We start from the raw sequence: 26,324 nt of genomic DNA on the forward strand, positions 1-26,324 counted from the left end.
TATCGAAGTATTCTAAAATCTGCATTTCCTGCTGATCTGCAAATTAATATCATCCAACCTTCCCTTGCAGCAATTTTCGAACCATATCTGGTTTGGCATGTTATACCTATCCTGCCAATACTCTTAACATCCATGAAATAGCCCTATTTCGATTTATTGCCGGAATTACTCATCAGCGTACCCAGTTCCCGGCTGGTCATAAATTCAATATCCGGCCACCTTTTCAGCATTTTTTTCAATAGCGCACGGAAAAGGGCAAGGTTTTTTTCCCTGTTGCCGGGATGAATATACCCGATAAAATTGAGGCGATGTGCGGTAATGATAGCCGGTTTTTTCCAGAAAAAAGCGTTCCAGATCCCTTTCATGCATGTACCGATATTGTCGTAATTATCCGCCTTCTGCGATGGCTCAAAAACACAGTTCCTTACAAGATCAAACTGTCCGAGCTCATTCTGTTTGCCCTGGATGCGGCGCACCATTTTTCTCTTTTCATGATCTTCGATAGGCAACAGTTGATACTTCATGCCCTGAAGTAACCTCACCCCTTTTTCTGCAAGAGGCTGGTTCAGGTCTGGGTGATAGATAAAGTTGGGTGCGATAAAGCTCTCCGACTTATAGCCAAACAGATGTTCAAACTGTGTCAGGCCGTCACGAAGTATCTCCCGGTGTGTATCAAGGTCCGAAAGATCTTTCAAATCAAAAGCTGCGCGAATACTCAAATGCCCTTTTTGTTCTTCTCCGCTGCCGGCCCAGAACATATTTTCATTGAATACGGCGCGCTCGACTGAATCCCGCTTTTGCATTGCTTGCATCCACGCTTTTACATTCAGGTGTTCGCGCCCGTGAAATTGCGGCGCAAATAGCTTATCCGACATGCCCTGCTTCCAGAGACTGAAAGAGCGATCGTGCCTCGGATATTTTTTCAATGTCTCCGTAAATGGTTCCCCGTGATACTCCATGAATCCGGAACTCCGGATTTTTTCAAAATCCGGATTCATCATAACCGCATTGGCCGTGATAACGGGGTGCGACCCGTTTTTGTCGCGGAACTCCATTAATGCGCTGAACAGATCTTCCAGGTCCTCTTCAGATGCGAGGGCGTCAAATGACGTATAGGGACACCGGTCCACCCGGATGCCCCTCTGAACCAGTCTTTGAAAGACATCCAACGAAGGCATACAGGCGCTGCCCCAGTCATCCGATTCAATCACAACTATTTTACGATCCGTACGCCACCCGCGATAGTTGGTTGCGTGCATAGCAAGGATCCGACTGAAATCTCTTAACATAATGTCTTCGGTGGTTTAAACTTTAATATACTCTTCCTTTGATGCTCGATGAAACGATAGCATTTCCGGCAAGAAGTTATTGTTATAATCTGCTTATTCAAGATAGGCGTAAAAGATTATTCCAATAAGATAAAGGAATATTCAATGAGTCGAAGGGGCGCAGAGTGGGGTAACTAGTATCCTGTGAACGGAAAAACATCGTACCATCTAATGATGAAGTCCGGCACAGTGAGTGACAGCAGAGAATCGAGATTGAGTTTACCTAACCTGCTTAACGGTAAGAAAAATGCCATCCCGGCTATGTGCTATTCCTAACCAAAGAAATGCTTTGTCGTGATAAAGGCGCCACTGCAAGATTCCAAAACAACACCTTCGCACGATTTTGTACTTTCCTTATAATCCATTTTTATTTCATCAGGGTCATCTTTCGTGTTACCACTTCTCTGGGGGTAATGATGCGGTAGAAGTAGATGCCGCTGGCCATCGATTGCGCATCAAACGTGACGCTGTACGGACCGGCTCCCAGCAGTTCACCATTCAGCAGAGTGGCTACCAGGCGTCCGGCCATATCGTATACTTTTAAACTAACTTCCTGCTGCTGTGTTAACGCAAATCGTATGTTTGTGCTTGGGTTGAACGGGTTGGGATAGTTCTGTTCCAGCTCCACCTTGGTGGCCAGAACATCGTCCCCCGTGGTAAACGCCCAGGAGTCGCCCCACTCCTCAGCCTGTCCGTTAATAATGGCTCTTACACGCCACTCGTAGCGGTGATTCGGCTGAAAATCCTGCCCCGGAGTGTACGTTGTATCCGTTACAATTTCATCAATCACAACCTGCTGCTCTTCCACACTCGTTACTTCAATCTCATACGCATCCGCTCCTTCGACGCTCTGCCACTCAAATTTCTGTTTTTTCGACGTATTCTTCTCATCCTTGGCTGGCGTAATTTTCTGCGGTCCCTTCCCGTTATTGCCTGAATTCTCCAGGGTCGTAAATGACCAGATGGGACTCCAGGTGCCTTCCACCCCGTCCTTCACACCCCGAACGCGCCACTGATGATTTCGCCCTTCTGACAAGTTAACGCTTGGCGTAAAAGATGTATCATTCACCTGTTCCTCTAACACCATTTCCGACGGATTTGATCCGCTCACGTGAAGGATGTAATAGTCCGCATCCACGGAACTCCATGAAAATTGGGGGGCAAGCGCTACATCAATGGAACCGTCAGTCGGAGACCGGAGTGCCGGTGCATCCGGCGTGGCCGTTCCGCCTCCGCCATTGTTGGGGTCCTCTTCCGTTGTAAAACCCAGATATGTACTCCACGAACTTGCGACTCCTCTGCGGACCGATCGTACTCTCCATCTGTAGGAGGTTCCGTATGCGAGAGGATTGGATGGCGTGAATGTGGTGCCGGTGACAGAGGTGCTGATGACCGTGGAAGATGTGCTTAAATTCTGCACCTCAATCTGATAGCTGTCAGCATCCACCGCCCCCCATTCAAAAACCGGTGTTACGGATATGTTTGTTGCACCATCTGACGGTGAACTAAGCTGTGGTACGCTCGGAGAATCAGTAGAGCCACCGTCATCCGGATTTTGTTGACCGACGCGTAATTTGTCACTACCCAATTCGGATAACAGAGAACTATAGTCAGATTCTTGAAATTTATTGCCGGCTATATCTATGTATTTAAACCTGGGATAGGCTGATGAATCACCATATTTGGCTCCATCCATTGAAATTGTTCCGGAAAGATTATTATTGCCAAAATAGAGATATTGCAGGTCGGGGCTGTTTGGAAGTACATCAGGTATGGGCCCCGTTAGATTGTTGTTTGCAAAGCCTAAAAATCTTGTTTGAAAATGTTCTCCCCAACCGGTTTGCGGAATTTCACCAACAAAACTGTTCCATCTAAGATCCGCGATAATAATGGAGGAGTGTTGTGACAAAGATGAGGGAATATCACCGCCACCACCGACTGGCAATTGGTTTCCATTTGCATCTAATCCAAGATTATTTCCTACAAAATCTAATACCAATAAACTGATATTTTGAGCAGATGGTGAAAAGTCAGGCAACGCTCCATAAATATTTTGCCAGGCAAGGTAAACAGTACGCAAATTTTTAAAACTACCATCAAACAGGTAGGCAGGAAATTCATCGGTATGGTCGTTTCTTGCAGAAAAATGCTGCATTTTTTTGCTACCTGATAAGTCAGGTAAAGCCCCCCCTAGACTCTCATTTCTGTCTACGTCATAGATCCTTAATTCTGGTAAATTTACATTCGCAGGAAGCGGGCCAATAATTTGTGATCTGTTTATTCGCAGTTGATATAAATTAGGAAGGTTGAACAACTCTTCAGGCAAAACTTGATTCAATTCATACGACCAGGCAGAGAAAATCCAGCCCAGATTTTCACACGCAGAAATACTTGGATAATACATTTGTGTAATGTGACTTCCATGAAGCTCAAAAACGATCAAATTACTCCAATTCCCCCAAACATCAGGAAACACTCCGTTAAATTTGTTTGTAGATTCATCATTGTAACCATTATGATGGTCTCTATTTGGGTTTGTGCTGATATCACCCGGGTATCGGCCGGAGAAATATAAATACTCAATCAGAGTCCAGTTACCTATTGAGCCTGGAATTGATCCTGTAAACCGATTATGTTTGATATTGATGTATCTCAGTTTGCTTAAATTACCAATCTCTTCCGGAAGTGTTCCAGCAAGATTATTGCTCCTTAAATCTATTTCAACTACCCTTAGTTCTCCGTCGACAGATTCCACTGTAACACCGAAAGGTGCAGGATCTAAACGCATTCCGGAAGCTGACCAGCCAGAATTGTTATTCCAGTTGGACCCTCCGGTAGCGCTGTATAATGCTTCAAGCGCTATCCGGTCTCCATCTGAACTGTTTTGATTTTGCGACAGTGATTTAATGGGAATTGCAGTGAGCAATATGATGGTAAGTAGCGTAAATCTCATGTAATCAATATTTAAGAGCAAGAAAATATTTTCACCGCTATATTTTTAAGAAAAGTTCAACGGTTATGTCTTGACCGTAGAAAAGGAAGGGTCAAATTTACTTTTGTTACAAAACTTGATCTCTGTTAAAAGTCAGAATTCCGAAAAAACAGAGAAGTAATTTTGTTCAGGAAGTGACTGCTACTATCAAAAAATTAGAAAGTTCCAATAAATCTACATATAAAGCAGATTTTTAACTTGAAATCAATGACAGAGACGTATTGCGGCCAAAAAATGAATAGTGGCCTGTAAAAATTTCAGGCAACAATTAATTGAATTGAGATTCTACCTGAAGCATTCATTAACAAAAACTATTTGTTACTGTTGGCTCTTACAAGAACATCATCAACCATCCAGCCAAATGGATTAAACTTACCCTCAATGAATTCTAATTCAGAATTCCAGTAGCCATAATCAAAATCTTCAGGGTCCACGCCAAATCCATAACTCATTTCTAAAATGAATGGTTGTTTATCATCCATCACAAAATCAAAAGCCACAGATTGAAGTTTTAATCGATTTGCTACTTCAAGAGCTATTCTGATCACGCTCTCCGGTATTTTCTCAAGATCATAACTTACCAATCCACTACCTGAGGCCCTGAAATCCCCCGGCCGATTTGGACGAAGACATCCGAAACACCTCCCCGCTACCACACTTATTCTCATATCGTACTTATTTCCCGGAATATAGTCCTGAAAATAAACATAACCCCTCTCCTTACCTGCAGTTTTACTGAACTTAGTGGTGTAGCCTAACCTAAGAACCCCTTTTCCAACATTATATAGAGTTGTTTTTCCATCTCTATATCTACGCCAACGCTCTTTTAAATTCAATACTGCATCATACTGATTAAATCCTTTACCAAATGCTTTATTGACAAGTCTTTTAGCTGTTTTTTCATTATCAACCAATCTGACATGGTTTCCACCGGAACCACGCCGTAACTTAAACACTTTTGGATAATGAGCTTTTTCAACCCAACTATATGCTTCTTGTTTATCGTAAAAAACATACGTTGGAACCAAGGGTGCTCCTATTCCCTCTAAAAGATATTTCTGCCCAATTTTATCGTCAAAATGCCATGCTGTCTGAAAATTTGGGAAAACGGTCTTGCCACATGATTCTACTGAGTAAAGTAACTGTTTGGCAAATATATGATCTTTCGGACGCATGTGATGGAAATGCCACATGAATGCATCACAATCCCTCAGTTCATCAATAATTTGGTTTTTGTAGACATCTACTACTTTGAAAGGTATACCAATCGATTTACAGTAATTGATCCATTCGATGCTAAAATCTCCTTCTTTATATTGAATTGCTATTTTCATTTACCAGATGCCCAAGTTGTTCTGAGTTAAAAAATTCAACAGATGGCCAATTTTTAATTATTATGTCAATCAAGCTACTCAATAGTCGAAGAGTATCATCTCTGTTTTTATTATCAATAAATCCCACATAATTTAATCTATGTGTGCAAATGATCGCTGGTTTCTTCATTCTAAATGCTGTTTTAATATCATTTAGGCACTTGGAAATCCAATCATCTACATTATAATGTTGGATTGAAGGCTCAAACAATCCATTTCGAACCAGATAAGTTTGACGAAAACTATTTTGTTCCCCTAAGTAATGCCGTCTCAATCTAACAGATTTATTTAAATCTGGCTCTATCATTATCCGGTTTCCCTGATAGAAATTCACTCCCTTTTTACTGATACTTTGATCGTAATCAGGACTCCATATATAATTGGGCGGTATAAAAGATTCAGATTTGTAGCCAAATAACTTTTCAAACAGAGCTAGCCCTTCCTCTACGATTTTCAGTTTATGTAGTTTGTCCTCTTCATCAAAATAGCGCAGCGATTCTACAAATCTGTTGCCTTCATTGAATCTGCTTTTTGGAATCGAGCCCGGCATTTCGTGATCAAATCCAAAATGTACATCTTCATCTCCTTCCTGAAGCGCCTTCATAAACATGGATACATTCAAATGCTCCCGGCCATGGGACTGTGGATAAAAAACCCCGGCTTCCAGTCCAGCTTTCCATAGTTCAAAACATTTGGAGTGGTTTGGGTATCGCTTAAACGTATCCGTAATCAATTCATAGTGATATTCCTCAAAATTTGATTCCCTGATCTTATGGAAATCCGGGTTGGCAACCAGAGCGTTTGCCGTAATCACCGGATGGTTGCCTTTATAATCTTTAAATGATGCCAAAAGGTCGAACAGCAGCTCCAAATCATCCTCACTGGCAAGGCTATCATATCGCTCATAGGGTGCCTGATCCACCCTATAGCCTGCATCCAGACACTTCCGGTACACATCTTTCGATGGCATCCGAATACTTCCCCAGTCATCCGATTCAAAAACAACAATTTTCCGGTTAGTGCGCCATCCGGGAATATTCACCAGATAGCGTTTCACCCGGTTAAGGTATTCTGACTTCATCGTTAAGTATTTAAACCAAATTACTAAATAATCATCCTCAGAAGATCATTCATAGAGATATTCTCACCTGCCGTGAACAGTGCCACAATCGGATTGCCCATCACCGCCGCAGCACTCAATGAGTAAAAGCCCATACGCAATGACACTAGTACAAAGAGAAAAAGAGCAGGCAACGTCAGATAAACAAGCTTCTGAATCCTTGACTCAAGGTCCAGATTCTGAATATATAATAAGAAAGTGCATATGGCGCACAAATTTGCGATTACCAGAAATCTTGATCCGGAAGGCAGTGAGCTGAACAGGTTCATGATGCCATATACCAAAAGCGTGAATGCAAAAAGATTCAGGTAGCCCTTATTATTTGCCAGGTCACCCTTCCGAATAAACATCAGCACCAAAAAAATCAGGACCGACCATTTTAACGCCGCGCCATACCAGACTACATACCAGTTCAACCCCGCCTGCATCTCACCTTCACGGAAATTTTCCACATAGGTCTCCGACCTGTAACCGGCCGTACGCTCCTGCAGGATTTCCGGCGCATAGCTTTCAATGATGTTGTTAAAGGCGGCTAGGTCAATTTCAGAGATGAAAAACGTGAGCAGAAAGAATCCAAAATAGATCGTGACCCTGTTACCTGCCAGCATATAAGCAAACATCACCATAACCGGCACGATCATCGAAAAGTGAACCAAAATGGAGAGTGACGCTATTAGCAGCCCCTTTTTTTTACCCTCCACAAGATAGGGCAGAAGCCCGTAGATAAAGATATGAACGGCTGTCCACATCCGCACGCCGGTAATGTTCCAGATGGGATTCACCAACATAAATATGACGAGCAGCAGAACCGTCATCATATGAAGCTTCCCCTCCAGCCGGTCGAGGACGTACCACACGTTTCTGGAAAAGAAGAAACCGAAGATGAGCCCGATCACCATGGTATAAATGGCCTGACTATCCGTAAAGAGGGATATCAAAAATGTGAGGGCCGTATTGAACACATCTATATCGCCGCTTTCCGCAAAATAGCTGATTGTGCTCTCCAGGCTAAACCCCCTTGCATGCATCATCTCGAGGCGTGAAATGTATCTTACAATGTCGCTTCCCGCAGATTCCGCACTGATCGCAAATGTGAAGCCGTAAAACGCGCAGAAGGCCCAAAATACGTTTTTCGCCCAGGGTTCCCTGAAATTTTTGAAGGCGGATACCATTGCCAGCAGCGGCCATGCCAGGTAAAGCAGTGCGGCGTAGTATCCGGTATTGTCTTTGCTTATCGGTTGCACAATTCGATAAAATTATTGCATACATTCTCAATACGGTACTGATCGATATCCCTGAACCGATGCCCGTTTGAGTAATCTCCGTTCAAAAACTGATCAACCACATCCTTATTTATATCCTCACTGCCAATGTCCAGGACAGGCCGGCCGGTGAGGTAATAATCAATCAGTTTGCTGGGGCTCATCAGTGACGACCGGTTTTCAAAATTAACCAGAAAGTCCATACCGCTTAACACATTCAATAGTTCTGCCCTGGGAATGTAATCCCGAACCTCAATTTTTCCATCCGATTTTTCCAGCCAGGGCTTTACCATCTCGATATTCTTTGTATAGAGAATGAATTTATAGTCACGGTCCAATCCAGTCAGATAGTCCAGAAAGAGTGAAGGATCCCTTCCTCCCGGAATGAGTCCTCCCGCATAGGCAAAGGTTGGAATGACCTTCTTTTGATATGCTTCATGGTCGATATCCACCTCATTGAAGTCAAATCCCTGGGGAATAACCCGGATTTTATCCCTGAACTCCGGATAGTATCCATCCCGTGCCTCTTCAATGGGCACGGTGATCCACTCAGCTTTTCTGCAAAAAGACTTTTCAAACCGGCTGAAATAAAACATTTTGTTAAAGGAATCTAGTGTTTGCCCCATATAGGGATCACCGCAATCGGCAACCCACACATCCGCAATGGAATGATCCGGAGTTCTGGCAAGGGCGGCGCCCCAGTGTATCGGGTGCGGCACAGCCACCGATATCATCAGGTCATACCCCGACTCTCTTTTTAATGCGTTTTTAACCATGAACATGAGCTCGATATCGGGATATTCAAAGAACAGATTCAATCCGCGCCTTACCGCGCGCTTGAACAGCCTCAGCATTTTGTTTTTATGGGCCGTTTGTACGCCGTGGTATTTACGCTTTCCCAAATTTTTTATCGTAACGCCAAACTCGCTTTCAAACGAGTCATGAATATCCTCTCTCTTGTTTGTATACAGGGTAACATCATGCCCCTGCCTGGCAAACTCCCTAACGAGCTGCGTTGTCCGGAATGAGCGCGGACTGTTCATCGGGTAAAATGAGCTGCTTACAATCAGTATTTTCAATTTTTTGCCTCGCGTCAATAACTAGGTTCTATTTATACTCTGCTTTTATCGTCATCATCATCAAATACCAAGGTAAAATCATTGAGCACGACTCTGAAATTTGAATTTTATAACAACCACAGGCCTTTTTTATGCAGATAATCTTGTTATTAAGTTATCCTTATTGAGCCCCCTTTTATAACAAATGAACGATCTAATTGAACCTAAACATACTCTCATACTTATAGCAAAAATCAGGAGAGCAAGTGACCTGCCATTTTTTTCTGTTCACGGATCGTGGAATAGCTAATTCTGAGCAGTTACGATTAGTATGCGGTCACCTTTTCAGCATTAATAATGTGAACGACTATTGCGGAAAGTATAACCGTCTTATAGATATAAATGGCGCTCGCCAATAAAAAAATCAGGGGCTTTTCACTGCTTTTTTCGGTTTGCCCTGTTTGTACAAAGATATTTCGTCCGTTGTTGAGAAGATGGCTCCCCAGCATACGCAATCCCGAATGGTGATGCTTGATTTTTCCGTTCTGATACCCCCAGGCCGCCAGCCTCTTCTGTTTCCTGAAGAATGACGAAAAGGATTCTCTTGCCGGATGCCGGATTTTAACTCCTGGCGCATAACACAACCTGAAACCCCTGTTCACTGCACGGGATGTAAATTCCCAGTCCCCGCCCGACAGCATGCTTTTGTCAAATCCGCCCAGCTCATCAAATACTTTTTTCCTGACAAACAAATTGGCCGTAACCCCCTGCCCCCTGGGCACGGTGAGGTCCTGACGGAACGCGTGGTTTTTTTCATAGATGTAGATCCAGCCGTTTGCTCCGGGAACCTTGAACAGCTCCACATGCCCTCCCAGCAGGTCACAGTCACGGCCCTGAAACACTTTTTCTGCCTCTGCCAGCCACTCCGGATCCACGATGCAGTCGGAGTCCGTAAAGGCCAGGTATGTACCTCTCGCCGCTTCAGCGCCCCTGTTTCTTGCCATATACGAACCGTGGGCCGGTTCATGTAGCACCTTTACTCTTGGGTCACCAAAGAGAAACTCCGATGCCTGGTGCTCTGGCGCATTGTTCACCACAATCACTTCAAAAGATTGTTCCGTACCGCATTTCAATACCGATTCCATACAGGCTGTAAGCCTTGCGGTATCCCGGAAGGTGGGGATGATGACGCTGAAACGAACAGGTTGATTCATTTTTCTATACTCATGGTAAAACTGCTTTCAACTTCCCAGCTCATCAGAGATCGCTATTTGCACGTGGTTACCAACTTTTTTCCGGCGCTTCACATTGATCATCTCTACACCCATGGTAGCAAGAAGCCGGACAAAAAGTTCCCTGATCACATACAGCGCCAGTCTTGCATTGCGGATTTTCAGCCCCACTTCATCCAGCTCACTGGCATATTTTTTGTATGTCTGTAAACCGTTTCCTTCATATAGTGCACGGGCCAGCAGTTTATGAAAAATGGAGGTCTGAAGTGCAATCTGTTTCTTATGCTCTCTTTCAGACAGAAAAACAGGCCCGTATTCCAGATACATCTTCAGATATCCCATCATGAAGTGATAGTTCCGTTTCGCAAGGGTATGGGTGTGAGACTCTTCATGCCGGCGTGTGAAGGTGAGAACCTGGTGCACAAAGCCGAAATCGGACTCCTGCAAAAAATCGAGGCAGGCTGAAATATCCGACTCCGGATAGGATTCGTCGTATACCCGGCCCCGCTTCCGTATCAGGTCGGATCGCAGCAGCAGGTTGGATGGCGCGCCGAAATAGTACTCATTGTTCAGGAGGTATCTCCTGCTGATCTCGCGTCCGTCATTGAAATGGCTCGGGTAGGGCAGGCCGTTTAACCCCACGCGCGTATCGTCCAGACGGTAAGAGCTGACAATCCCTACCGTGGGGTACATTTCAGCCACTTCCACCATACGGGTAATGCACTCCGGGTAGAGCCAGTCGTCTGCATGCAGCACCTTGCAGTATATGCTGTCGGGCGAAATCTGCCGAAACGCATGATTCAGGTTTTGCATCTGCTGCAAAAACTCCCCGTTGTCATGAATACGTATCCTGGAATCCAGTTCGGCATACTCCTTTATGATCTCAAGTGAATTGTCGGTGCTGCAGTTGTTCACCAGCACGTACTCCCAGTTTGAATACTCCTGCGCCAGTACGCTTTCGATACACTCCCGAAGGTACGTTGCACCGTTGTAAACAGGAGTGAGCACGCTCACAAAGGGTTCATTGTTCTTTTTCATAGCGCCGTCTCTCTCTTCATTTCGCTGCTGCGTTTCTGCTGCCATCGCTTTTTGAAACCCGTAATCTCATCCGGAGTATAGAAATGAGTCGCGTATTTTGACGCATATACCCTGTCAAGCATATCCTCCGGCAGCCTCAGATTCTTTTTAAACGCCCGATAGACTCCTCCATATACTTTTTTTGAAGCTGTGTTCTCAGATTTCAACCGGGGCACGGTCACGCCGGTCAGCTGCTGTATTGCGCTTCGGTAACAATCGTCAAGATCTTCGAGCCGCATCACCAGCACATCACAATAATCACTGCTATACATGCCGTACCCCCTGTCGTGCGGAAACGGCGAGTCATAGACATCGATGTCAAAGATAGCCTTCAGCTCCTCATCAAACCACGTCAGGGGATCGGAATCAAAATAATCAATCCCGTTCTTATGCAGATAGTGATTCAGAAAGAGATCCTTCAGCTCTTCCGCAATTTTTTCTGGTCCGTTTTGGCTCAGTTCTTTCTGAAAATCATACGCATAGAACCGTTCCGCGTTCTGAAAAAAAGAAGAGACATACTTGGCCATTGGATCCCTTGTCAGGCTGATCACGCTGAGGCTCTCCCGGCTCCAGGCCTTTTTTTTCATCATCCGCCGCAGGAAGTATCCGTCTGAAATGTAATCGGGCAAAATATTCACCTGAATGTTCTGTTCCGCAGCCTTTTTATACAGTTTTCTATGAAACTGCTGATCCTTCTTTAAATTTTCCGGGTTCAAATAGTGTACATCGTACACAAAGGCGTCTTTTTTGTGATTCTGCAAAAGGCCTGATACGGTGGTAGAGCCCACCTTTCCCATGGTATAGACAATAATGGCGTTCGGCTTCAGGTTCTTGTACAATGCCGCATACCTCAGGAGCCTCGCAACCGGGGCATGGCTGCGTTTAAGGTTTCTGAGAGTATGTTGAATGCCTGTGGGTACCACAGCTTATATAATTAAATATTTTGAGAATTAACTAAATCTATGCCATTTGGAAGTGATCATCACCACCGTTGCTTCTGTAGCACTCGCTCCTGCTTTGGGAACGTTAGTCATTCATTTTTGATGCTCTGAATAATGTGCCAATGAAATCCGTAACGCGGCAACAATGTTTACATACAGTCTCTATCAAATGCATATTTTTCGGCTATAAAATGCTTCGGCGTATTTCGTTTTCGATGCGCACTCAATCCCGCGAACCCTCATCATGGATGTAATCAGCTCCCGGTCGAACCAGTGCTTCTCCAGCTGACTCTGAAAGCTGCTGAACAGAATCCCGTTTTTTTGGTCCACCGTCTGCTCATCCAGGGGGACAAACAAGTTCGGATTGCCCAGATCCCCGTCATATTTAGGTATTTCATACTCCAGAATCATGTGATTCCGGAACGTATTCCAGGTGAGTTCGTGGATGGTGCGATGATCCTGGTGCCGGTCTTGTCGTGTGTGTGTAAAAATCAGATCGGGATTGAATTCCTTTTTAAGCGACTCAAACTCCTCTTTCACTTTTGTCCAGGAGTCGGGCAGAAAGCCGTCTCTGTAACTCATCACCCGGATATCCTTGTCGGGAACAGAAGCCAGAAACTCGTTCGCACTCACTTCCGCCTCCTGTTTTCGGATCTCATTCGAGCAGAATACCACCCAGGTTACCTTTTCCACGCTGTACTTTTCAAGAAGCTTCAGAACCGTACCGCCGCACCCGATTTCAATGTCGTCGCAATGAGCTCCCAGGCACAATATGTTCAGCCCGCGTTCTTTGCTTTCCGGTAAATTTAGCTCAATCATCCTGGTTGGTTTCTTTTTTCCCACACTTTCCATGGCGTCTGTCCGGCCGCATAGAGATCATCGAACAGCTGCTTGTCCTTAAACGTGTCCAGTGCCGCCCAGAAGCCGTCGTATTTGTAACCGTGCAGCTGTCGCTCTTTGATTAGCCGCTGAAAAGGCTCCACAACCAGCTCCTCACCTTCACCAATGTAGTTGAAGATCTCCTTTTTAAATACGAAAAAGCCGGCGTTGATCCACAATCCCGAATCGCCGATATGGCTGATGCTTTTCACATCGCCGTTTCCGCCCATATCCACCACATGAAAGCTCTGCGTGGGCTGATAGGCCAGAAAGGAGCCGACCCGGTCGATCTCCTTGAACTCGTCGATCATCTCATTCAGCGGAAGATCGCTCAGCCCGTCACTGTAGTTAGCCAGAAACATCTCCTCGCCCTCCAGAAAGGGCTCCACCTGTTTCAGTCGCTGTCCCACATTGGAGGTCATCCCCGTATCCACAAAGGTGATGTTCCAGTCGTCCAGGTCGCTGTGCAGCAGTTCGATATTCCTGCTGCCCTTGTTCAGTACAAAATCGTTGGACACATACTCCTCGTACTCCACAAAATAGCGCTTGATGTAATCTCCCTTGTAGCCCAGACAGAGGATGAAATCCTTGTGTCCGAAATGGGCGTAATATTTCATGATGTTCCACAGCAGCGGCCTGTACCCCAGCTGAACCATCGGTTTCGGAATGTTCTCTGAATATTCGCGCAGCCTCATTCCGAGGCCTCCGCAAAACAGTACTACCTTCATAATGCTATTTGTTTTAGTCCAAAATTTCGGGTTCGGGAATCGGTATAATGAACTTCCCTCCCCACTCTCTGATGTAGCTGATCTGATTCATAATTTCTTTCTTCAAATTCCACGGCAGGATAAACACGTAGTCGGGTTGGGTCTCGCGGATTTTGTCCGGCGGGTAGATTGGCACCAGGCTGCCCGGCAGGAACATTCCGTGTTTGGCCGGGTTGCGATCCACCGTGTAGTCCAGAAAATCCTTTCCTATACCGCAGTAATTCAGAAGCGTGTTACCTTTGCCCGGAGCCCCGTATCCTGCAATCGTTTTGCCATTCTCCTTCAGTTCGATAAACAGCTTCAGGAGTTCACGCTTGGTTCTCTTCACCTGTTCGTCGAAGGAGGTATAAAAATCAATATCCGTGTATCCTTTATCCTCTTCCATTCTGAGCATATTGGTAACGCTATCACGAACGGGCCGGTCATCATTCTCCTTATGGCAAATGTAGATCCGGATGGAGCCGCCGTGGGATTTCAGCTCTTCCACATGAAACAGTTTCAGGCCATGCCTGGCAAAAATCCGGTCAACAACCAAAAGGGAAAAGTAGGAGAAATGCTCATGATAGATGGTGTCGAACTGGTTGTTCTCCACGAGCTGCATGAGGTGCGGGAACTCGAATGTCATAAACCCTTTCTCAGAAAGCATCACCTTCAGCCCCGAAACAAAATCATTGATATCGGGAACGTGCGCCAATACGTTATTTCCGAGAATCAGGTCCGCCGGTTTGTAATCCGACACCAGCTCTTTTGAGGTGTCATACCCGAAAAATTTCTTCTCTGTGGGAATATCTTTTTCAATTGCGGCACGTGCCACATTTTCAGACGGCTCCACTCCCAGTACTGGAACCCCCTTCTCCTTGAAGTACTGCAGCAGGTAGCCGTCGTTGCTGGCAATTTCCACCACAAAGTGATCGCTGCCGATACCATACTCTTCCATCATCTTGTCCACATAGTCACTGGCGTGCTTGAGCCAGCTGTCGGAGTAGGAGGAAAAATAGAAATAGTCCTCATAAATCTCCTCCGGGCTTACGTATTCATGAACCTGTACGAGAAGGCACTCATCACACACATAAACGTGAAGCGGATAGATTTTTTGTGACGAATTCTGGTTTTCCGGTTTTACAAACTCTTCGCAGAGCGGTGATGTGCCCAGGTCCGTAAATGTTTTTGTAAGCGGATGGTTACAATGCAGGCACTTCCCTTCCTGTTGCGCCATATGTTTCTCTGTCTTTTTTTGATTGGTTTACTGCACAAAGGCGGCAACTTCTGCGCTCATTGCATTCAGCCCTTCATGCATGTTTTATAAGACGGCCGCCAACGTGTGGTGTCCCTTGCCATCTGTTCCTTTCCTGTAATGTTAGGGCTAATGGATAAAAAATCTAATTTTAATCTTTTAATTTTTATTAGCCTCTCTTATCAAAACAGCACCGTTTGGCGGCCGGATACTGGCTCTGCACGGACCATCCGGTACAGGCAGTTTTTGTAAACCTGTAAACCAACTAACGTGGCATCTATTCTTTGAACGCTCTCAGCAGGCTGGGATAACTTGATACCGGAGTTGCCGACACTGTTCCGTTTGTTCAAAGCTGCCTGCTGACACTGTGAAATGTAGAAGGTTCTAATTCAGATTCATGAAAATAATTGAGAGTTTAAGTACAAATAAACCAGCATCAACTCTTGATTCAGTAGGGCTGAATGGTTCTTTTGAATAAAAGAGCAAACCGCATCCGGATTGAAACCATGGAGCAACCCATAGCCGACATCAGAAGAGATATCACGATAACCAAATCTCTGGAACTCCAGGAGAAAGCACACCGTCTGATACCGGGCGGCTGCCATACCTACGCAAAGGGAGATGACCAGTACCCGGAAAACTCGCCAAAAGTGATTGTGAGCGGCAGCGGCTGTCATGTTACGGATGCGGATGGAAATACCTTTATGGAGTTCGGAATGGGGCTGCGTTCGGTTACCCTGGGTCACGGTAACCGGCGGGTTGCAGAGGCCGCCTACAGGGCGTCACTCAACGGGACGAACTTTCTGCGTCCTTCCGTCCTGGAGATCGAGCTTGCAGAGGAGATGCTGTCGCTCCTTCCCCACGGAGATATGATCAAATTCGGGAAAAACGGTTCGGATGTCACGACAGCTGCAATAAAATTGTCGAGGGCGCACACCGGACGCGATTTGGTGGCTGTTCCATCAAACCAGCCTTTCTTCTCCGTCGACGACTGGTTTATCGGTACCACGGATATGGATGCGGGTATCCCCGACTCAGTAAAAAAAATGACGGTACAATTTGAGTTTGACAACCTGGAGAGCGTCAAAGCTCTTTTTGAGCAGTATCCCGGCCAGATTGCCTGCCTGATCATGGAACCGGCCAAATATGACGACCCTTCGGATCATTTTTTACACAGAGTTCGGGACCTCTGCCATGAACACGGTGCCCTCTTTATTCTGGATGAGATCATTACCGGCTTCCGGTGGCATCTGAACGGAGCGCAGGCATACTATAATATTCAGGCAGACCTAAGCACCTTTGGAAAGGCGATGGGCAACGGTTTTTCCGTCGCGGCACTGATAGGAAAACGGGAACTAATGGAAGCCGGCGGTCTTCGGCATGACGGCGAACGCGTCTTCCTGTTATCCCAGACCTACGGCGCTGAAACAGGGTCCCTGGCTGCTGCATTGGAAACAATAAAAATATATCGTGAAGAGCCGGTCATCGAAACCTTGTGGGCAAGGGGAAGGCAGCTGGAGTCCGGACTGCGAAGCATTATCGATGAGCTTTCGCTACATGACTATTTTACCATTTCCGGAAAACCCTGCTGCCTTGTATTTGGCACTAACGATGAGAACAAGCAGCCATCTCAGCCTTTCAGAACGCTGTTTATGCAGGAAGCGATCAAGCAGGGTCTTCTTCTTCCTTCTCTCATTGTCAGTTACGCGCATACGGAGAAGGATATCGAGCGCGCCATCGAGGGTATCGGAGAGGCGCTGGTCGTCTACAAAAAAGCGATCCATGAAGGCATTGACAAGTACCTCCACGGTAAATCGGTGCAGCCTGTGTTTCGGAAGTATAATTAATGCGTCATTAGTAAGGAAACATTGAGGCCATGACATGGTTCACACCTGCGGTGTTTGGAGGCCATGGATGTATCCTGCGGCGCGGTAAATAACCTTTTCATACATTCAAATGACGACGCGCCGCCCCGCTTACCACATTCCCAGTTGTCATCCCGACCAAATGAGTGCAACGAATGCGCGGAGGGATCTCCAGACGAATCAAACGGAAAAACTTTGCCACGCCCCCTCGACACCAATCCCGGCGTTGATCAGAATCTGGCCTCGGGATTATACTTTTATGCCAACACCTACCTCACGCTGAAGCGTGAGGCTATGACATGGTACACACCTACGGTGTTTGGTGGCCATGGATAATTTCCTGCGGCGCGGAAGAGAAACTTTTCATCCATTCAAATTTTGAGCGCGCCGCCCCGCTTACCACATTCCCGGTTGTCATCCCGACCAAATGAGTGCAACGAATGCGCGGAGGGATCTCCAATCGTATCAAACGGAAAGGCTTTACCACAATCCCTCGACACCAATCCCGGCGTTGATCAGAATCCGGCCTCGGGTTTAAAATGATTGCTCCATCTAACCCCGGGTTTCACCCGGGGCTATTGATATTCAACACCTACGGCGTTGGAACCCAGCCAGATTAAAGGCATAAGGGTCAGAACTGCAGATGCCGTAAGTATGATGTGTATATAGTTCTCTTTTTTCGGAAACTTCATTCATCACTAATCGTCCATCTCACATGTATCCCTCTCCGGTCTGGGTTATAAGAAGATATTTTCCTCTAAAAACGAATTTTAAGAAACCAACGGCCAGTTCCGGTCTTTATCAGATATCACCGCAGGCTCGGCGGGCCATTGAATGTTGTAGAAAGGGTCGTTCCAACGGATTCCGAGGCCTTTACCGGGGACGTGATGGTCCGACATCAGGTAGCTGACCTCCGAGTCGGGTTCAAGCGTCAGAAAACCATGTGCGAACCCTTTGGGAATGTAGATGCTTTTTCGGTTTTTGTCAGTCAATTCAACGCCAACCCATTGACCTGATGTGGGGGAGTCTTCCCTGAGGTCGATGATGACGTCAAAAATGGACCCCCGGATACACCGAACCAGTTTAGCCTCCTCATGGGGCGGATCCTGGTAGTGTATTCCCCTGAGTGTATGCTTTCTCTTATTTAAAGATAGGTTGGCCTGCACCGGGTTGAATGTAATTCCTTGTATCAAAAATTCATGAGTACAAAACGACCTGGCAAAAAAACCACGCTCATCATTAATTTCATCAAGTTCGATGAGATAGGAACCTTTCAGATCTGTTTCGTGAAACCTCACTTTTTTACCCAGAATAAATCAGAAGTCAGCTGCCGGGTTCCCAGCAGGAATTTCAGCTGTTTGATACGTGTATAAGGATTTGCCAGGAACTGTTTTTCATCCATGTCAATTCGCTCAAACAGTTCGCGCATCTCTCGCGCACCGGCCTCCGCGGTATAGTCACAAGAAAAGCCAGGCAGCAGAGAATTGATTTTATCGAACGAAACCCGGTAGCTTCGGTTGTCGCCGCCACTATCACCGAAGGTGGTTTTACACCCTGGGAATGCAGCGCCAACAATTTCTGCAATTTCCCTGACTCTGTAGTTTTCAACGGTATCCCCTACATTAAACACTTCGTTATGAATCGACTCAATCGGAGCTTCAAGTACGCATTTCACGGCCTTGCTGATATCCCGTATATGCACCAGCGGCCGCCAGGGCATACCGTCACTTATCATCTCGATAATTCCGCGGGTCCAGGCCAGGCCTGCCAGGTTGTTCAGTACAATATCGAACCGCATTCGGGGAGAGGCCCCGTACGCAGTAGAATTTCGCAAAAACGTGGGCGAAAACGTCTCATCGGCCAGCCTGGAAACCTCCTCTTCTACCAGCACTTTGCAGGTTGCATAGGTCGTTTGCGGATTGGTTTCCGACTCTTCCGTTTTGTATGAATCATTTCCTGCTCCGTACACGCTGCAGGAGGAAGCATAGACAAAGCGTTTGATCCCGGCCTCTTTGCACAATTTAGCGATATGGACGCTCCCCTTGTGATTAATATTGAAAGTAATCTCCTTATTTAGCTGCCCGAGAGGATCGTTTGAAAGCTCCGCAAGATGAACCACCGCATCAAACCCTTCAAGGTCGCCGGCCGTGATGGACCTCAAGTCTTTGTTGATATAGGACGGATAGAGCTGCTCCCCGTTATTGAACAGCCATCCCGCCCTGTAATACCCGGTATCCAGCCCTCTTACATTAAAGCCGTTTTCTATTAAATAGGGCCCCATCACTGACCCAATATATCCGTCCGTTCCTGTAACAAGTACATTCATATTCTGTTAATTCTGTTTGTTATACGCTCTCTTCCTATTGATAATAAAACTATTTATGATGTCGGCGTAATTATATTTTATTAATCGGAACCGCTCATTGAATTATGTTTGAACCAGGATCCGGCAAAGAACAGCTGTCAGGGTGACTAAAAACTCAATTCAGCTGCGGATCGTAACTCTTCTCAATTACCGATCGCGGGTTCTTCAGCTGACCTGCCGTCTTCATCCGGTTTCCCCTGAAAACCGGCCGGTTCTGGCCTGAGGTTTTTCGCAATTCCACATTCATTATTTTGAAAAGATGAAGTATGGCCCCCCTCAAAACATATTTCAGAAATGTTGAAGTGTTGAATGATAAATTCAGATCATCCAGAACCTGCAATTGCCTTTTAAACCGTTCAACAGACCGGTTCTCAAACAGATTGGCAGCCAACATGCTGTAAAATCTGTGGAAGTCAGCTTTCAGACACTTTTGATACTCTACCTCATTCAGGTAATAGGGCCCGTACTCGAGCGTGTTAAAGAGTTTTGCATGGATCCAGGTGAAATCCGTTTGACAAGCTGTGCTTGTTTGGCTGTTTTCGTGACGCCTCGTAAATGTGAGCACCTGATGTACAAAACCAAAGTCTGAATTTTTCAGCAGTTCAATACAGGCACCGGTATCGGTACCCTGATGTGATTCCACATACACTTTTTCCCTCTCCCGGATCAAATCACATCGCAGCAGCAGCGAGGTGGGGGCACCAAAATAGAAGGTGTTATCCAGAAAATAGCTTCTGCAGATCTCTTCTCCCGAAATGCAGTGGCTTGGATATGGAAGTCCGTCCAGCCCCACTCTCCGGTCATCCAGCCGGTACGCCCCCACGATTCCCACAGTCGGGTACTTCTCGTTCAGGGCAACCATCTTTGATATGCAGTCCGGGAAGAGCATGTCGTCTGCATGCACCACTTTGCAGTATTTGCTGTCTGGCGATATCTGATGAAAAGAATGATTGAAATTTTCCATCTGGGGCAGGAACTCCTCATTGTTGTGTATTCTGATACGGCTGTCCCGTTCCGCATACTCTTCCATAATCTCCAGGCTGCGGTCCGTGCTTTGGTTGTTCACCAGCACGTACTCCCAGTTCGAGTAGCTTTGTGCCAGCACGCTTTCAATACACTCTCTCAGATAGGTTTCTCCGTTATAAACGGGAGTCAACACGGAAACAAAGGGTTCCTCAACTGTTCTGTCTGCCTTCTCCATAACTACGTGTTTTAAATGCTATCAAATAAAAACCTTACTCTGCCGGTTTAAGCAAATCAATCTGCATCAGTGCCTCGGCCGCACGTGCAATGTTTCTGAAGCTCAACCCGGACTTCCGGGAAATATCCAGCAGAGAGTGTTCTCCATCTGAATAATTCAGGGTCCACAATACAGCCTCCTGATCAATGTTTGTTTTATTTTTCCCTCCGCTCAGGCTATAAAGGCCTCTCTTTCCCAAAAAGGGCTCACACCTGGGATTTTGATTCAGGTACGAGTCATTATGCTCAATGATGTATAGAATCTCCTCCAGCTTTGAGAGAGAGTCCGCAAGGGATTCGGGTCTCACAAAATCCGGATTATCGGCAGATGTGTGGTACTCGGGAAATTCTCCGTAGGGAGTGCGCATCAGCAATCCTACAGGCAAATTAAATCCCGGTGAACAGAACTGCCTTTCATCATACCCCACAGGTTCAAATTCACGAATTTCATAAGGCCCCTTCGTATCCGACAGTGCTTTTTCCACAATTCTGTCGATGTCAGCTTCTCCGGACCTGCTCTTTTTGAACGTCATGGAGCGGCCCGGATCCCCCAAACAGGATAAAATAAGACCATATTTGATTTTGTCAACCACCTTCTCATTTTTTGCCAGCCAGGTGATGGCCCCAATCGTTGCGGGAATAAAAAGAAAACGATAGGAATATCTCAATTGATATTGCTTTAACAGCTGTTCCGCCAGATGAACCGCAATACTGATTCCTGACAGGTTATCGTTGCACAGCGACGGATGGCAGGTGTGGGTGGAGATGAGAACCTCTTCCCGGGTCTCTCCCTCAATGAACAGCTCACCATAGGTAAGGCTTCCCTCTTTCAGTGAGGAATCGATGTAAACGTGATATGTATCCTCCTCAAGGGCTTTCAGCTGGTTATGTGTCATACAGAATCCCCAATGTTCACTGAAATAGGAGGTCTTGTGGGGTACCAGGCCGGGCTGTTCCGGCAGCGAGAAGAGATGCTTCTTCAACTCACTCAACGTTACCTTCTTATTCACCGGAATACTGTAGCTCATTACATGCAGGTTCAGATCTGCAAAGTCCACAATTTTCCGGCCTGCGGAGTCTTTAATCCATGCCTCGTTGATATTCCACTCTTTCGGAACCTGCCAGTCAAAAACCTTTTCTCCCGTGGGAATTTCAACCACCTCAAGGGGAATGCGGCTCCTGATAATTTCCAGGGTCTCTCTGACGCCGTTACCGGTAATGCTTCTGCAGATCGGATACATCTCCCCGATCAGCTGATGCATGCTTTTCCCGTAATCTCTGTTTCTGCTCATTTTATTGCAACGTTCTGATTCTCAGTATTGATGAATATTCTTTACATAAGATGCCGGTCAATCACTTGCGCATGTATTTACAAACCTGACAATTCATGCCAATTGGCTCTTTGATAAACTTTGGCATTTTCAATCCATTAACCCTAACCTTCCAGGGCCATCTCCCTGAAGTGGCGGTTGGTTTCTATCAGCTCCCTGTACGATCCGGCCTGCTCGATCCTGCCGTTCTCCATAAAGTAGATCACGTCGCAGTTCTGTACGGTGGTGAGGCGGTGGGCAATCATAATGATGGTCCGATCCCCCTTCAGGGCATCTATTGCTTCCGTAATATATTTTTCCGTGATGTTATCCAGCGCCGAAGTCGCTTCGTCCATTACCAGCACATCCGGATTGTGGTAGAGTGCGCGGGCAATGCCCACCCGCTGCCGCTGTCCGCCCGAGATCCGGGTCCCGTTTTCACCGATAATGGTATCCAGTCCCTCCGGCATTCGGCTCACCATCTCTTCAAGCTGAGCCAGCTTCACCGCTTCCATCACTTTTTCGTCGTCAATCTCCTTTTCAGGCAACCCGAAAGCGATATTGCTGCGCAGTGTCTCATCAGCCAGGTAGATGGACTGCGGGATGTAGCCGATATTTTTTTGCCAGGATGACACATCTTCCCGGATGTCCGTACCGTCCACCCGGATGGATCCTCTTCCCGGCTCAAGCAAGCCAAGCAGCAGATCCACCATCGTGGTTTTGCCGGCTCCGGATGCACCCACAAAAGCGACGGAAGCACCCTTTGGTATGGAAAGCGAAACGCCCTGTACCGACTGCTCATCGCTCTCCGGATAGCTGTACCAGACGTTCTGAATCTCAATCCTTTCGCGCAGTTCCAGCCTCTTATGACCCTTCCTCTCCATCTCCAGTTTTTGGCTGTACTCCTCCAGCTCCTTCAGGTCATTGTAGATGGGATCAACGGAGACCAGATTGTACTGCAAATTGGTGTATTGTGATCCTAAGAGCTGAATAGAGGGCATCAGCCGTACCGTGGCCATCGCAAAGAGGGTCAGTATCGGAATAATCAGCTCCATGGGGCGCCCCTGCCAGACCAGGATCACCGATATCAGAAGCATCCCCACAACGGCGGTTGTCTCGATGATCGGCTTTGGGATCTGCATGATGAACCGGAGGAGCGCCAATAGCCTGGTGCTTTTATCGGCTTCGGTACTGAACTTGTCGATAAACTCATCCTCCCGGTTCAGCACCCTTGCGTCCTTGATGCCGCCCAGACCCTGGTTCACCGCCTTGATCATCTTTTCGCGGCGGTTCAGCTCCTCTTCCCCGTACCGCTTCATTTTTTTCCGTATGGTGATAACAAAGGAGCCGATTCCCACACCGGCCAGCGCAATAATCAGCAGTGTGATCATCGGCTCAACCACAAAGAGGAACAGCAGGATGGAAACCGTCATCACCAATTCCCTGGCCATGCTTAAAATGTACGTGACCACGATATTGATCACCACATTCACCTCGTTGATGATGTTTCTGAGCAGTTCGGAAGTGTTACGCTGCAGGTGGAAGGTGTAGGGAGCCCGCATATAGGATTTCATCATGCGGCGGCTGATCGTATACCGCCGGCGGTAGATAAATCGCGCCTCAAAAAAGTTGAAGGAGATGATGTAAGCGCTTTTCAGGAGAAAAACCGCCACCAGGGCCAGCGACCCGCCGATCAGCAGCTCTCTTGCGGTTGAAATGCCGAATGCACTTAATACCGGCTGTATCCACTCCAGTTCCAGTATTCTCTCCGGACTGGCCACAATGGCTACAAACGCGGGAATCATGCCGATCCCGATTACCTCAAGCACTGCAGCGATCATCATCAGAAAGAAGAGGATCAGCAGCTTCACCGGGTCCTTCTTCGGAAGAATGTAGAGTAACTTTTTGAATGATTTCAGCAAAATGTGGTATTCGTTGAGTGAAAAATGGGTTTACACAACCTACTGCAGTCTGTAACGTCTCTTCAATATTTTACGAAATCTATCACCTTTCTCAGATAAACCGTAATTTGAATTTCTTAATCGTACTTTTTTTATAATCAATGTACGATGATGCCTACTGCTCGAATCCCGGATAAATTGAATTTGACCGGCAGGTTACAACATATATTTAACCTAATTGTAATCGTTTTTTTATCGTACCACATAATCACGGCCGGTTGATTAACCAATACTAATATAGTCTCAGAAAAATCTGAGTTAATTTTTATGTCTGAGTTGTGGATGAATCCCAAGTATGAACCATTTATATGTCATCAAAAGAAGCGATTTTCAAACTGATTAACCGGTCTTTTGATCAGGTATTTCTGATCTCGCTCAAAAAAAGCAATGACCGCAGGGAGAAACTTAAAGACATTTTAAACGGCCTTGATTATGAAATTTTCTGGGGGGTAAACGGGTCTGAACTGGATCTGAATGAGCTGGAGCTCTCGGGTAAACTTGACAACAGTGGGCGATATCAACAAAACAGACCGCCCCTCTCGAGCGGTGAGGTTGGGTGTGCACTGTCTCATCTGGGCATTTATCAAACCATCCTCGAACGCGGCCTGAAAAACGCACTGATTCTGGAAGACGACCTGGTCGTTGATCAATCCAACCCCGGGCTGCCAGGCACACTGGAGCAATCGTTTTCAGAGCTGCCCCCCGACTGGGATCTGCTCTACCTGGGATATGCCGATAATAACAACGCAATCAGTCCAGGCGGCCTGCTTAGAGCCTGGGCAATCTATCCGCTGCTCTATCTCTTCAACAGAGAACGGTTCAATCCCGCAAAGTTCAGACGGCGCTTCCCCAGAAATTACTCCCAAAACCTGCAGCGCGCAGGATATCACTACCGGACCCATGCATATGGTGTCTCAAACAACGGTGCCAAAAAAATTCTGGGTTTTCAGACCCCTGTAGCCTACGCATCAGACAATGCCATCTCGGAAATGTGTACCACAAAGGCCATCAATGCTTTTCGGGTAAAGAACAGGGTATTCTATCAAAACAGGGATCTGGAAACCACCATCAAGGGGCGGTACATTGATAAGGGCAAATCGCCTCATCGTCACTAATTGCGTTCCAACGTTCAAAATTGGGATTACCGGAAGCATCCTTTCACCGTCTGACAGAGATTGATCTGAACCTCTTCTTAGGACGTAAATCTGATTCTGGAGATGAAAAGTTTAAAGATCAGCAGGATGATCCGCAGCACTCATTTTTCAGATTGTCTGATAGTGGCCTTCAGCATCAGCCATCCAAATGCCGGGAGAGATGCTCATCGAAACCCGCTTTTTATCACTTCCTTCATCCTTCTCTCAACAAATGCGGTCACCAGCCACCCCAGCTCTGTAAAATTTCGAACAAGCGGCACGGCTTCAAAATAGAGCAGCATCTTATCTTTCATGCTCATTCCCTTTACGTCATTGTACAGGCTGTAGTTAAAAAACCCGAGGGTGCTTTTTAAACGCATCAGACGCGTAAATTCGTCATGGTTCTGCTCATGGAGCTCTCTGTAGCAGTTATAGGCGGCACGGCTGTTTACCTCGCCCTGCTGCATGCTGTTGATTCCCTCCGGGTGGATTCGGTACACGCCGAAATTTTCCCTGAAGTAGTAGGCCTTGTGGTCTTTGATCAGATGGTAGAAAAGGTGTATATCCCTGTAGTACCTGTATGTGGTTAGATCAAAACTGCGATACACATCTGTTCGGAACACTGCGGTCATCAATTTGGTCATCCAGGCCTGCTTCATCTCCTCCAGGGTGAATGTAAACCCTCCTTCGTTTCCGTTCAGAGATAAAATCGTTTCTTTACCGAATCTGTTATCCGGTACCATATAATTGATAAACCCGCCAAAACATGCAGAATAGTCAGGATGGGCTTCCAGAAACCTCACCTGCTTTTGCAGTTTCAGCGGATCGGTCCAGTAATCGTCACCTTCACAAAGTGCGATGTATGTTCCCCGGACTCTATCCAGGTTCAGTATTTCGGGATGATTCCCTAGCGAATATTGATTTTCTTCCTGATAAATCACCGAGATCAGGTTGGGGAACTCTGATTCATACTCGTACAGCTTCTGTGGTGTTTGATCGGATGAGGCGTCGTCGTGAATCAGTATTTCAACCCTGAACGTAGTTTCCTGGTTCAGAAACCCTTCAATGGCATCACGAATAAATTGCTCATGATTATAGGTAAGGCAGGCAATGCTCACCAGCGGCTCTGTTTCATCCGGCCACTGCTGGGTTCTCACGGCTATGGGTTCCTTTAATCTCATATTCCCA

General features: G+C 46.4%; 21 protein-coding genes. 3 read left to right on the plus strand and 18 right to left on the minus strand.

The features are described from left to right. Positions 1-143: 143 nt before the first annotated feature. From DDZ15_RS01975 to DDZ15_RS02030, 12 genes are all read right to left on the minus strand, one after another. Positions 144-1,289, minus strand: coding sequence for a hypothetical protein (locus DDZ15_RS01975; RefSeq protein ID WP_109644308.1), 1,146 nt, complete (start codon positions 1,287-1,289; stop codon positions 144-146). Positions 1,290-1,695: 406 nt separating this feature from the next. After that, on the minus strand, positions 1,696-3,483 hold the full coding sequence (locus DDZ15_RS01980) for a T9SS type A sorting domain-containing protein (protein ID WP_158278594.1): 1,788 nt from the start codon (positions 3,481-3,483) through the stop codon (positions 1,696-1,698). A gap of 1,148 nt (positions 3,484-4,631) precedes the next feature. Beyond that, positions 4,632-5,654: an ATP-grasp domain-containing protein gene (locus DDZ15_RS01985; protein ID WP_109644312.1), complete on the minus strand. Its 1,023-nt coding sequence runs from the start codon at positions 5,652-5,654 to the stop codon at positions 4,632-4,634. Then, the gene (locus tag DDZ15_RS01990) at positions 5,632-6,774 is read right to left on the minus strand and encodes a hypothetical protein (RefSeq protein WP_109644314.1); all 1,143 of its coding nucleotides are present in this window, start codon (positions 6,772-6,774) and stop codon (positions 5,632-5,634) included. The genes DDZ15_RS01985 and DDZ15_RS01990 overlap by 23 nt, the downstream gene beginning before the upstream one ends. Before the next feature lie 23 nt (positions 6,775-6,797). Beyond that, complete coding sequence (locus tag DDZ15_RS01995) at positions 6,798-8,057, minus strand: EpsG family protein (RefSeq protein ID WP_109644317.1); 1,260 nt, start codon at positions 8,055-8,057, stop codon at positions 6,798-6,800. After that, positions 8,045-9,172, minus strand: a complete 1,128-nt coding sequence (locus DDZ15_RS02000; RefSeq protein WP_146198484.1) for a glycosyltransferase — start codon at positions 9,170-9,172, stop codon at positions 8,045-8,047. The genes DDZ15_RS01995 and DDZ15_RS02000 overlap by 13 nt, the downstream gene beginning before the upstream one ends. Positions 9,173-9,459: 287 nt before the next feature. Then, positions 9,460-10,347 (minus strand): glycosyltransferase family 2 protein, encoded by an 888-nt coding sequence (locus DDZ15_RS02005; RefSeq protein ID WP_109644321.1) that lies wholly within the window; start codon positions 10,345-10,347, stop codon positions 9,460-9,462. Positions 10,348-10,374: 27 nt separating this feature from the next. Beyond that, positions 10,375-11,448, minus strand: a complete 1,074-nt coding sequence (locus DDZ15_RS02010; RefSeq protein WP_199222852.1) for a glycosyltransferase family 2 protein — start codon at positions 11,446-11,448, stop codon at positions 10,375-10,377. Next, on the minus strand, positions 11,400-12,365 hold the full coding sequence (locus tag DDZ15_RS02015; protein WP_109644323.1) for a putative capsular polysaccharide synthesis family protein: 966 nt from the start codon (positions 12,363-12,365) through the stop codon (positions 11,400-11,402). Before DDZ15_RS02015 ends, DDZ15_RS02010 begins: the two co-directional genes overlap by 49 nt. A gap of 183 nt (positions 12,366-12,548) precedes the next feature. Next, the gene (locus DDZ15_RS02020; RefSeq protein ID WP_109644325.1) at positions 12,549-13,202 is read right to left on the minus strand and encodes a PIG-L deacetylase family protein; all 654 of its coding nucleotides are present in this window, start codon (positions 13,200-13,202) and stop codon (positions 12,549-12,551) included. Then, the gene (locus DDZ15_RS02025) at positions 13,199-13,990 is read right to left on the minus strand and encodes a sugar phosphate nucleotidyltransferase (protein ID WP_109644327.1); all 792 of its coding nucleotides are present in this window, start codon (positions 13,988-13,990) and stop codon (positions 13,199-13,201) included. Before DDZ15_RS02025 ends, DDZ15_RS02020 begins: the two co-directional genes overlap by 4 nt. A gap of 13 nt (positions 13,991-14,003) precedes the next feature. Beyond that, positions 14,004-15,245 carry a class I SAM-dependent methyltransferase gene (locus DDZ15_RS02030; protein ID WP_109644329.1) on the minus strand — a complete coding sequence of 414 codons (1,242 nt, stop codon included), beginning with the start codon at positions 15,243-15,245 and terminating at the stop codon, positions 14,004-14,006. 524 nt (positions 15,246-15,769) lie between these two features. Between DDZ15_RS02030 and DDZ15_RS02035 the strand changes: the two genes are divergently transcribed. Beyond that, positions 15,770-17,110 (plus strand): glutamate-1-semialdehyde 2,1-aminomutase, encoded by a 1,341-nt coding sequence (locus DDZ15_RS02035; protein WP_109644785.1) that lies wholly within the window; start codon positions 15,770-15,772, stop codon positions 17,108-17,110. 213 nt (positions 17,111-17,323) lie between these two features. Then, a complete protein-coding gene (locus DDZ15_RS16665) occupies positions 17,324-17,464 on the plus strand; it encodes a hypothetical protein (RefSeq protein ID WP_158278595.1) in 141 nt (46 codons plus the stop codon). A gap of 434 nt (positions 17,465-17,898) precedes the next feature. On the opposite strand, the gene rfbC is transcribed toward DDZ15_RS16665, so the two are convergent. The 5 genes from rfbC to DDZ15_RS02060 all read right to left on the minus strand — a co-directional run bounded on the left by rfbC (position 17,899) and on the right by DDZ15_RS02060 (position 23,964). Continuing rightward, positions 17,899-18,426, minus strand: coding sequence for a dTDP-4-dehydrorhamnose 3,5-epimerase (rfbC, locus tag DDZ15_RS02040; protein ID WP_109644331.1), 528 nt, complete (start codon positions 18,424-18,426; stop codon positions 17,899-17,901). After that, a complete protein-coding gene (locus tag DDZ15_RS02045; RefSeq protein ID WP_109644333.1) occupies positions 18,423-19,454 on the minus strand; it encodes an NAD-dependent epimerase/dehydratase family protein in 1,032 nt (343 codons plus the stop codon). Before DDZ15_RS02045 ends, rfbC begins: the two co-directional genes overlap by 4 nt. A 154-nt stretch (positions 19,455-19,608) precedes the next feature. Continuing rightward, complete coding sequence (locus DDZ15_RS02050) at positions 19,609-20,694, minus strand: glycosyltransferase family 2 protein (RefSeq protein ID WP_109644335.1); 1,086 nt, start codon at positions 20,692-20,694, stop codon at positions 19,609-19,611. A gap of 34 nt (positions 20,695-20,728) precedes the next feature. Next, on the minus strand, positions 20,729-22,024 hold the full coding sequence (locus DDZ15_RS02055) for a DUF4910 domain-containing protein (protein WP_109644338.1): 1,296 nt from the start codon (positions 22,022-22,024) through the stop codon (positions 20,729-20,731). 143 nt (positions 22,025-22,167) lie between these two features. Continuing rightward, positions 22,168-23,964, minus strand: a complete 1,797-nt coding sequence (locus DDZ15_RS02060) for an ABC transporter ATP-binding protein (RefSeq protein ID WP_109644339.1) — start codon at positions 23,962-23,964, stop codon at positions 22,168-22,170. A gap of 347 nt (positions 23,965-24,311) precedes the next feature. Here DDZ15_RS02060 and DDZ15_RS02065 point away from each other — a divergent pair, with 347 nt between their 5' ends. Beyond that, positions 24,312-25,118, plus strand: coding sequence for a glycosyltransferase family 25 protein (locus DDZ15_RS02065; RefSeq protein ID WP_109644341.1), 807 nt, complete (start codon positions 24,312-24,314; stop codon positions 25,116-25,118). A gap of 203 nt (positions 25,119-25,321) precedes the next feature. Here the strand turns inward: DDZ15_RS02065 and DDZ15_RS02070 are convergent, their stop codons facing one another. Beyond that, positions 25,322-26,317: a glycosyltransferase family 2 protein gene (locus tag DDZ15_RS02070; protein ID WP_109644787.1), complete on the minus strand. Its 996-nt coding sequence runs from the start codon at positions 26,315-26,317 to the stop codon at positions 25,322-25,324. Between the last annotated feature and the right edge of the window lie 7 nt (positions 26,318-26,324).

This window comes from Rhodohalobacter mucosus (assembly GCF_003150675.1).
GTDB lineage: Bacteria > Bacteroidota > Rhodothermia > Balneolales > Balneolaceae > Rhodohalobacter > Rhodohalobacter mucosus.

Bases quoted from the DNA above. Each gene is read 5' to 3' on its own strand.
- DDZ15_RS01985 (WP_109644312.1), bottom strand. From the start codon at position 5,654: ATGAAAATAGCAATTCAATATAAAGAAGGAGATTTTAGCATCGAATGG.
- DDZ15_RS02035 (WP_109644785.1), top strand. From the start codon at position 15,770: ATGGAGCAACCCATAGCCGACATCAGAAGAGATATCACGATAACCAAA.
- DDZ15_RS02030 (WP_109644329.1), bottom strand. From the start codon at position 15,245: ATGGCGCAACAGGAAGGGAAGTGCCTGCATTGTAACCATCCGCTTACA.
- DDZ15_RS02010 (WP_199222852.1), bottom strand. From the start codon at position 11,448: ATGGCAGCAGAAACGCAGCAGCGAAATGAAGAGAGAGACGGCGCTATG.
- DDZ15_RS02020 (WP_109644325.1), bottom strand. From the start codon at position 13,202: ATGATTGAGCTAAATTTACCGGAAAGCAAAGAACGCGGGCTGAACATA.
- DDZ15_RS02055 (WP_109644338.1), bottom strand. From the start codon at position 22,024: ATGAGCAGAAACAGAGATTACGGGAAAAGCATGCATCAGCTGATCGGG.
- DDZ15_RS02050 (WP_109644335.1), bottom strand. From the start codon at position 20,694: ATGGAGAAGGCAGACAGAACAGTTGAGGAACCCTTTGTTTCCGTGTTG.
- DDZ15_RS02005 (WP_109644321.1), bottom strand. From the start codon at position 10,347: ATGAATCAACCTGTTCGTTTCAGCGTCATCATCCCCACCTTCCGGGAT.
- DDZ15_RS01975 (WP_109644308.1), bottom strand. From the start codon at position 1,289: ATGTTAAGAGATTTCAGTCGGATCCTTGCTATGCACGCAACCAACTAT.
- DDZ15_RS02045 (WP_109644333.1), bottom strand. From the start codon at position 19,454: ATGAATGTACTTGTTACAGGAACGGACGGATATATTGGGTCAGTGATG.
- DDZ15_RS02025 (WP_109644327.1), bottom strand. From the start codon at position 13,990: ATGAAGGTAGTACTGTTTTGCGGAGGCCTCGGAATGAGGCTGCGCGAA.
- DDZ15_RS02070 (WP_109644787.1), bottom strand. From the start codon at position 26,317: ATGAGATTAAAGGAACCCATAGCCGTGAGAACCCAGCAGTGGCCGGAT.
- DDZ15_RS02065 (WP_109644341.1), top strand. From the start codon at position 24,312: ATGTCATCAAAAGAAGCGATTTTCAAACTGATTAACCGGTCTTTTGAT.
- DDZ15_RS01980 (WP_158278594.1), bottom strand. From the start codon at position 3,483: ATGCAGCATTTTTCTGCAAGAAACGACCATACCGATGAATTTCCTGCC.
- DDZ15_RS01990 (WP_109644314.1), bottom strand. From the start codon at position 6,774: ATGAAGTCAGAATACCTTAACCGGGTGAAACGCTATCTGGTGAATATT.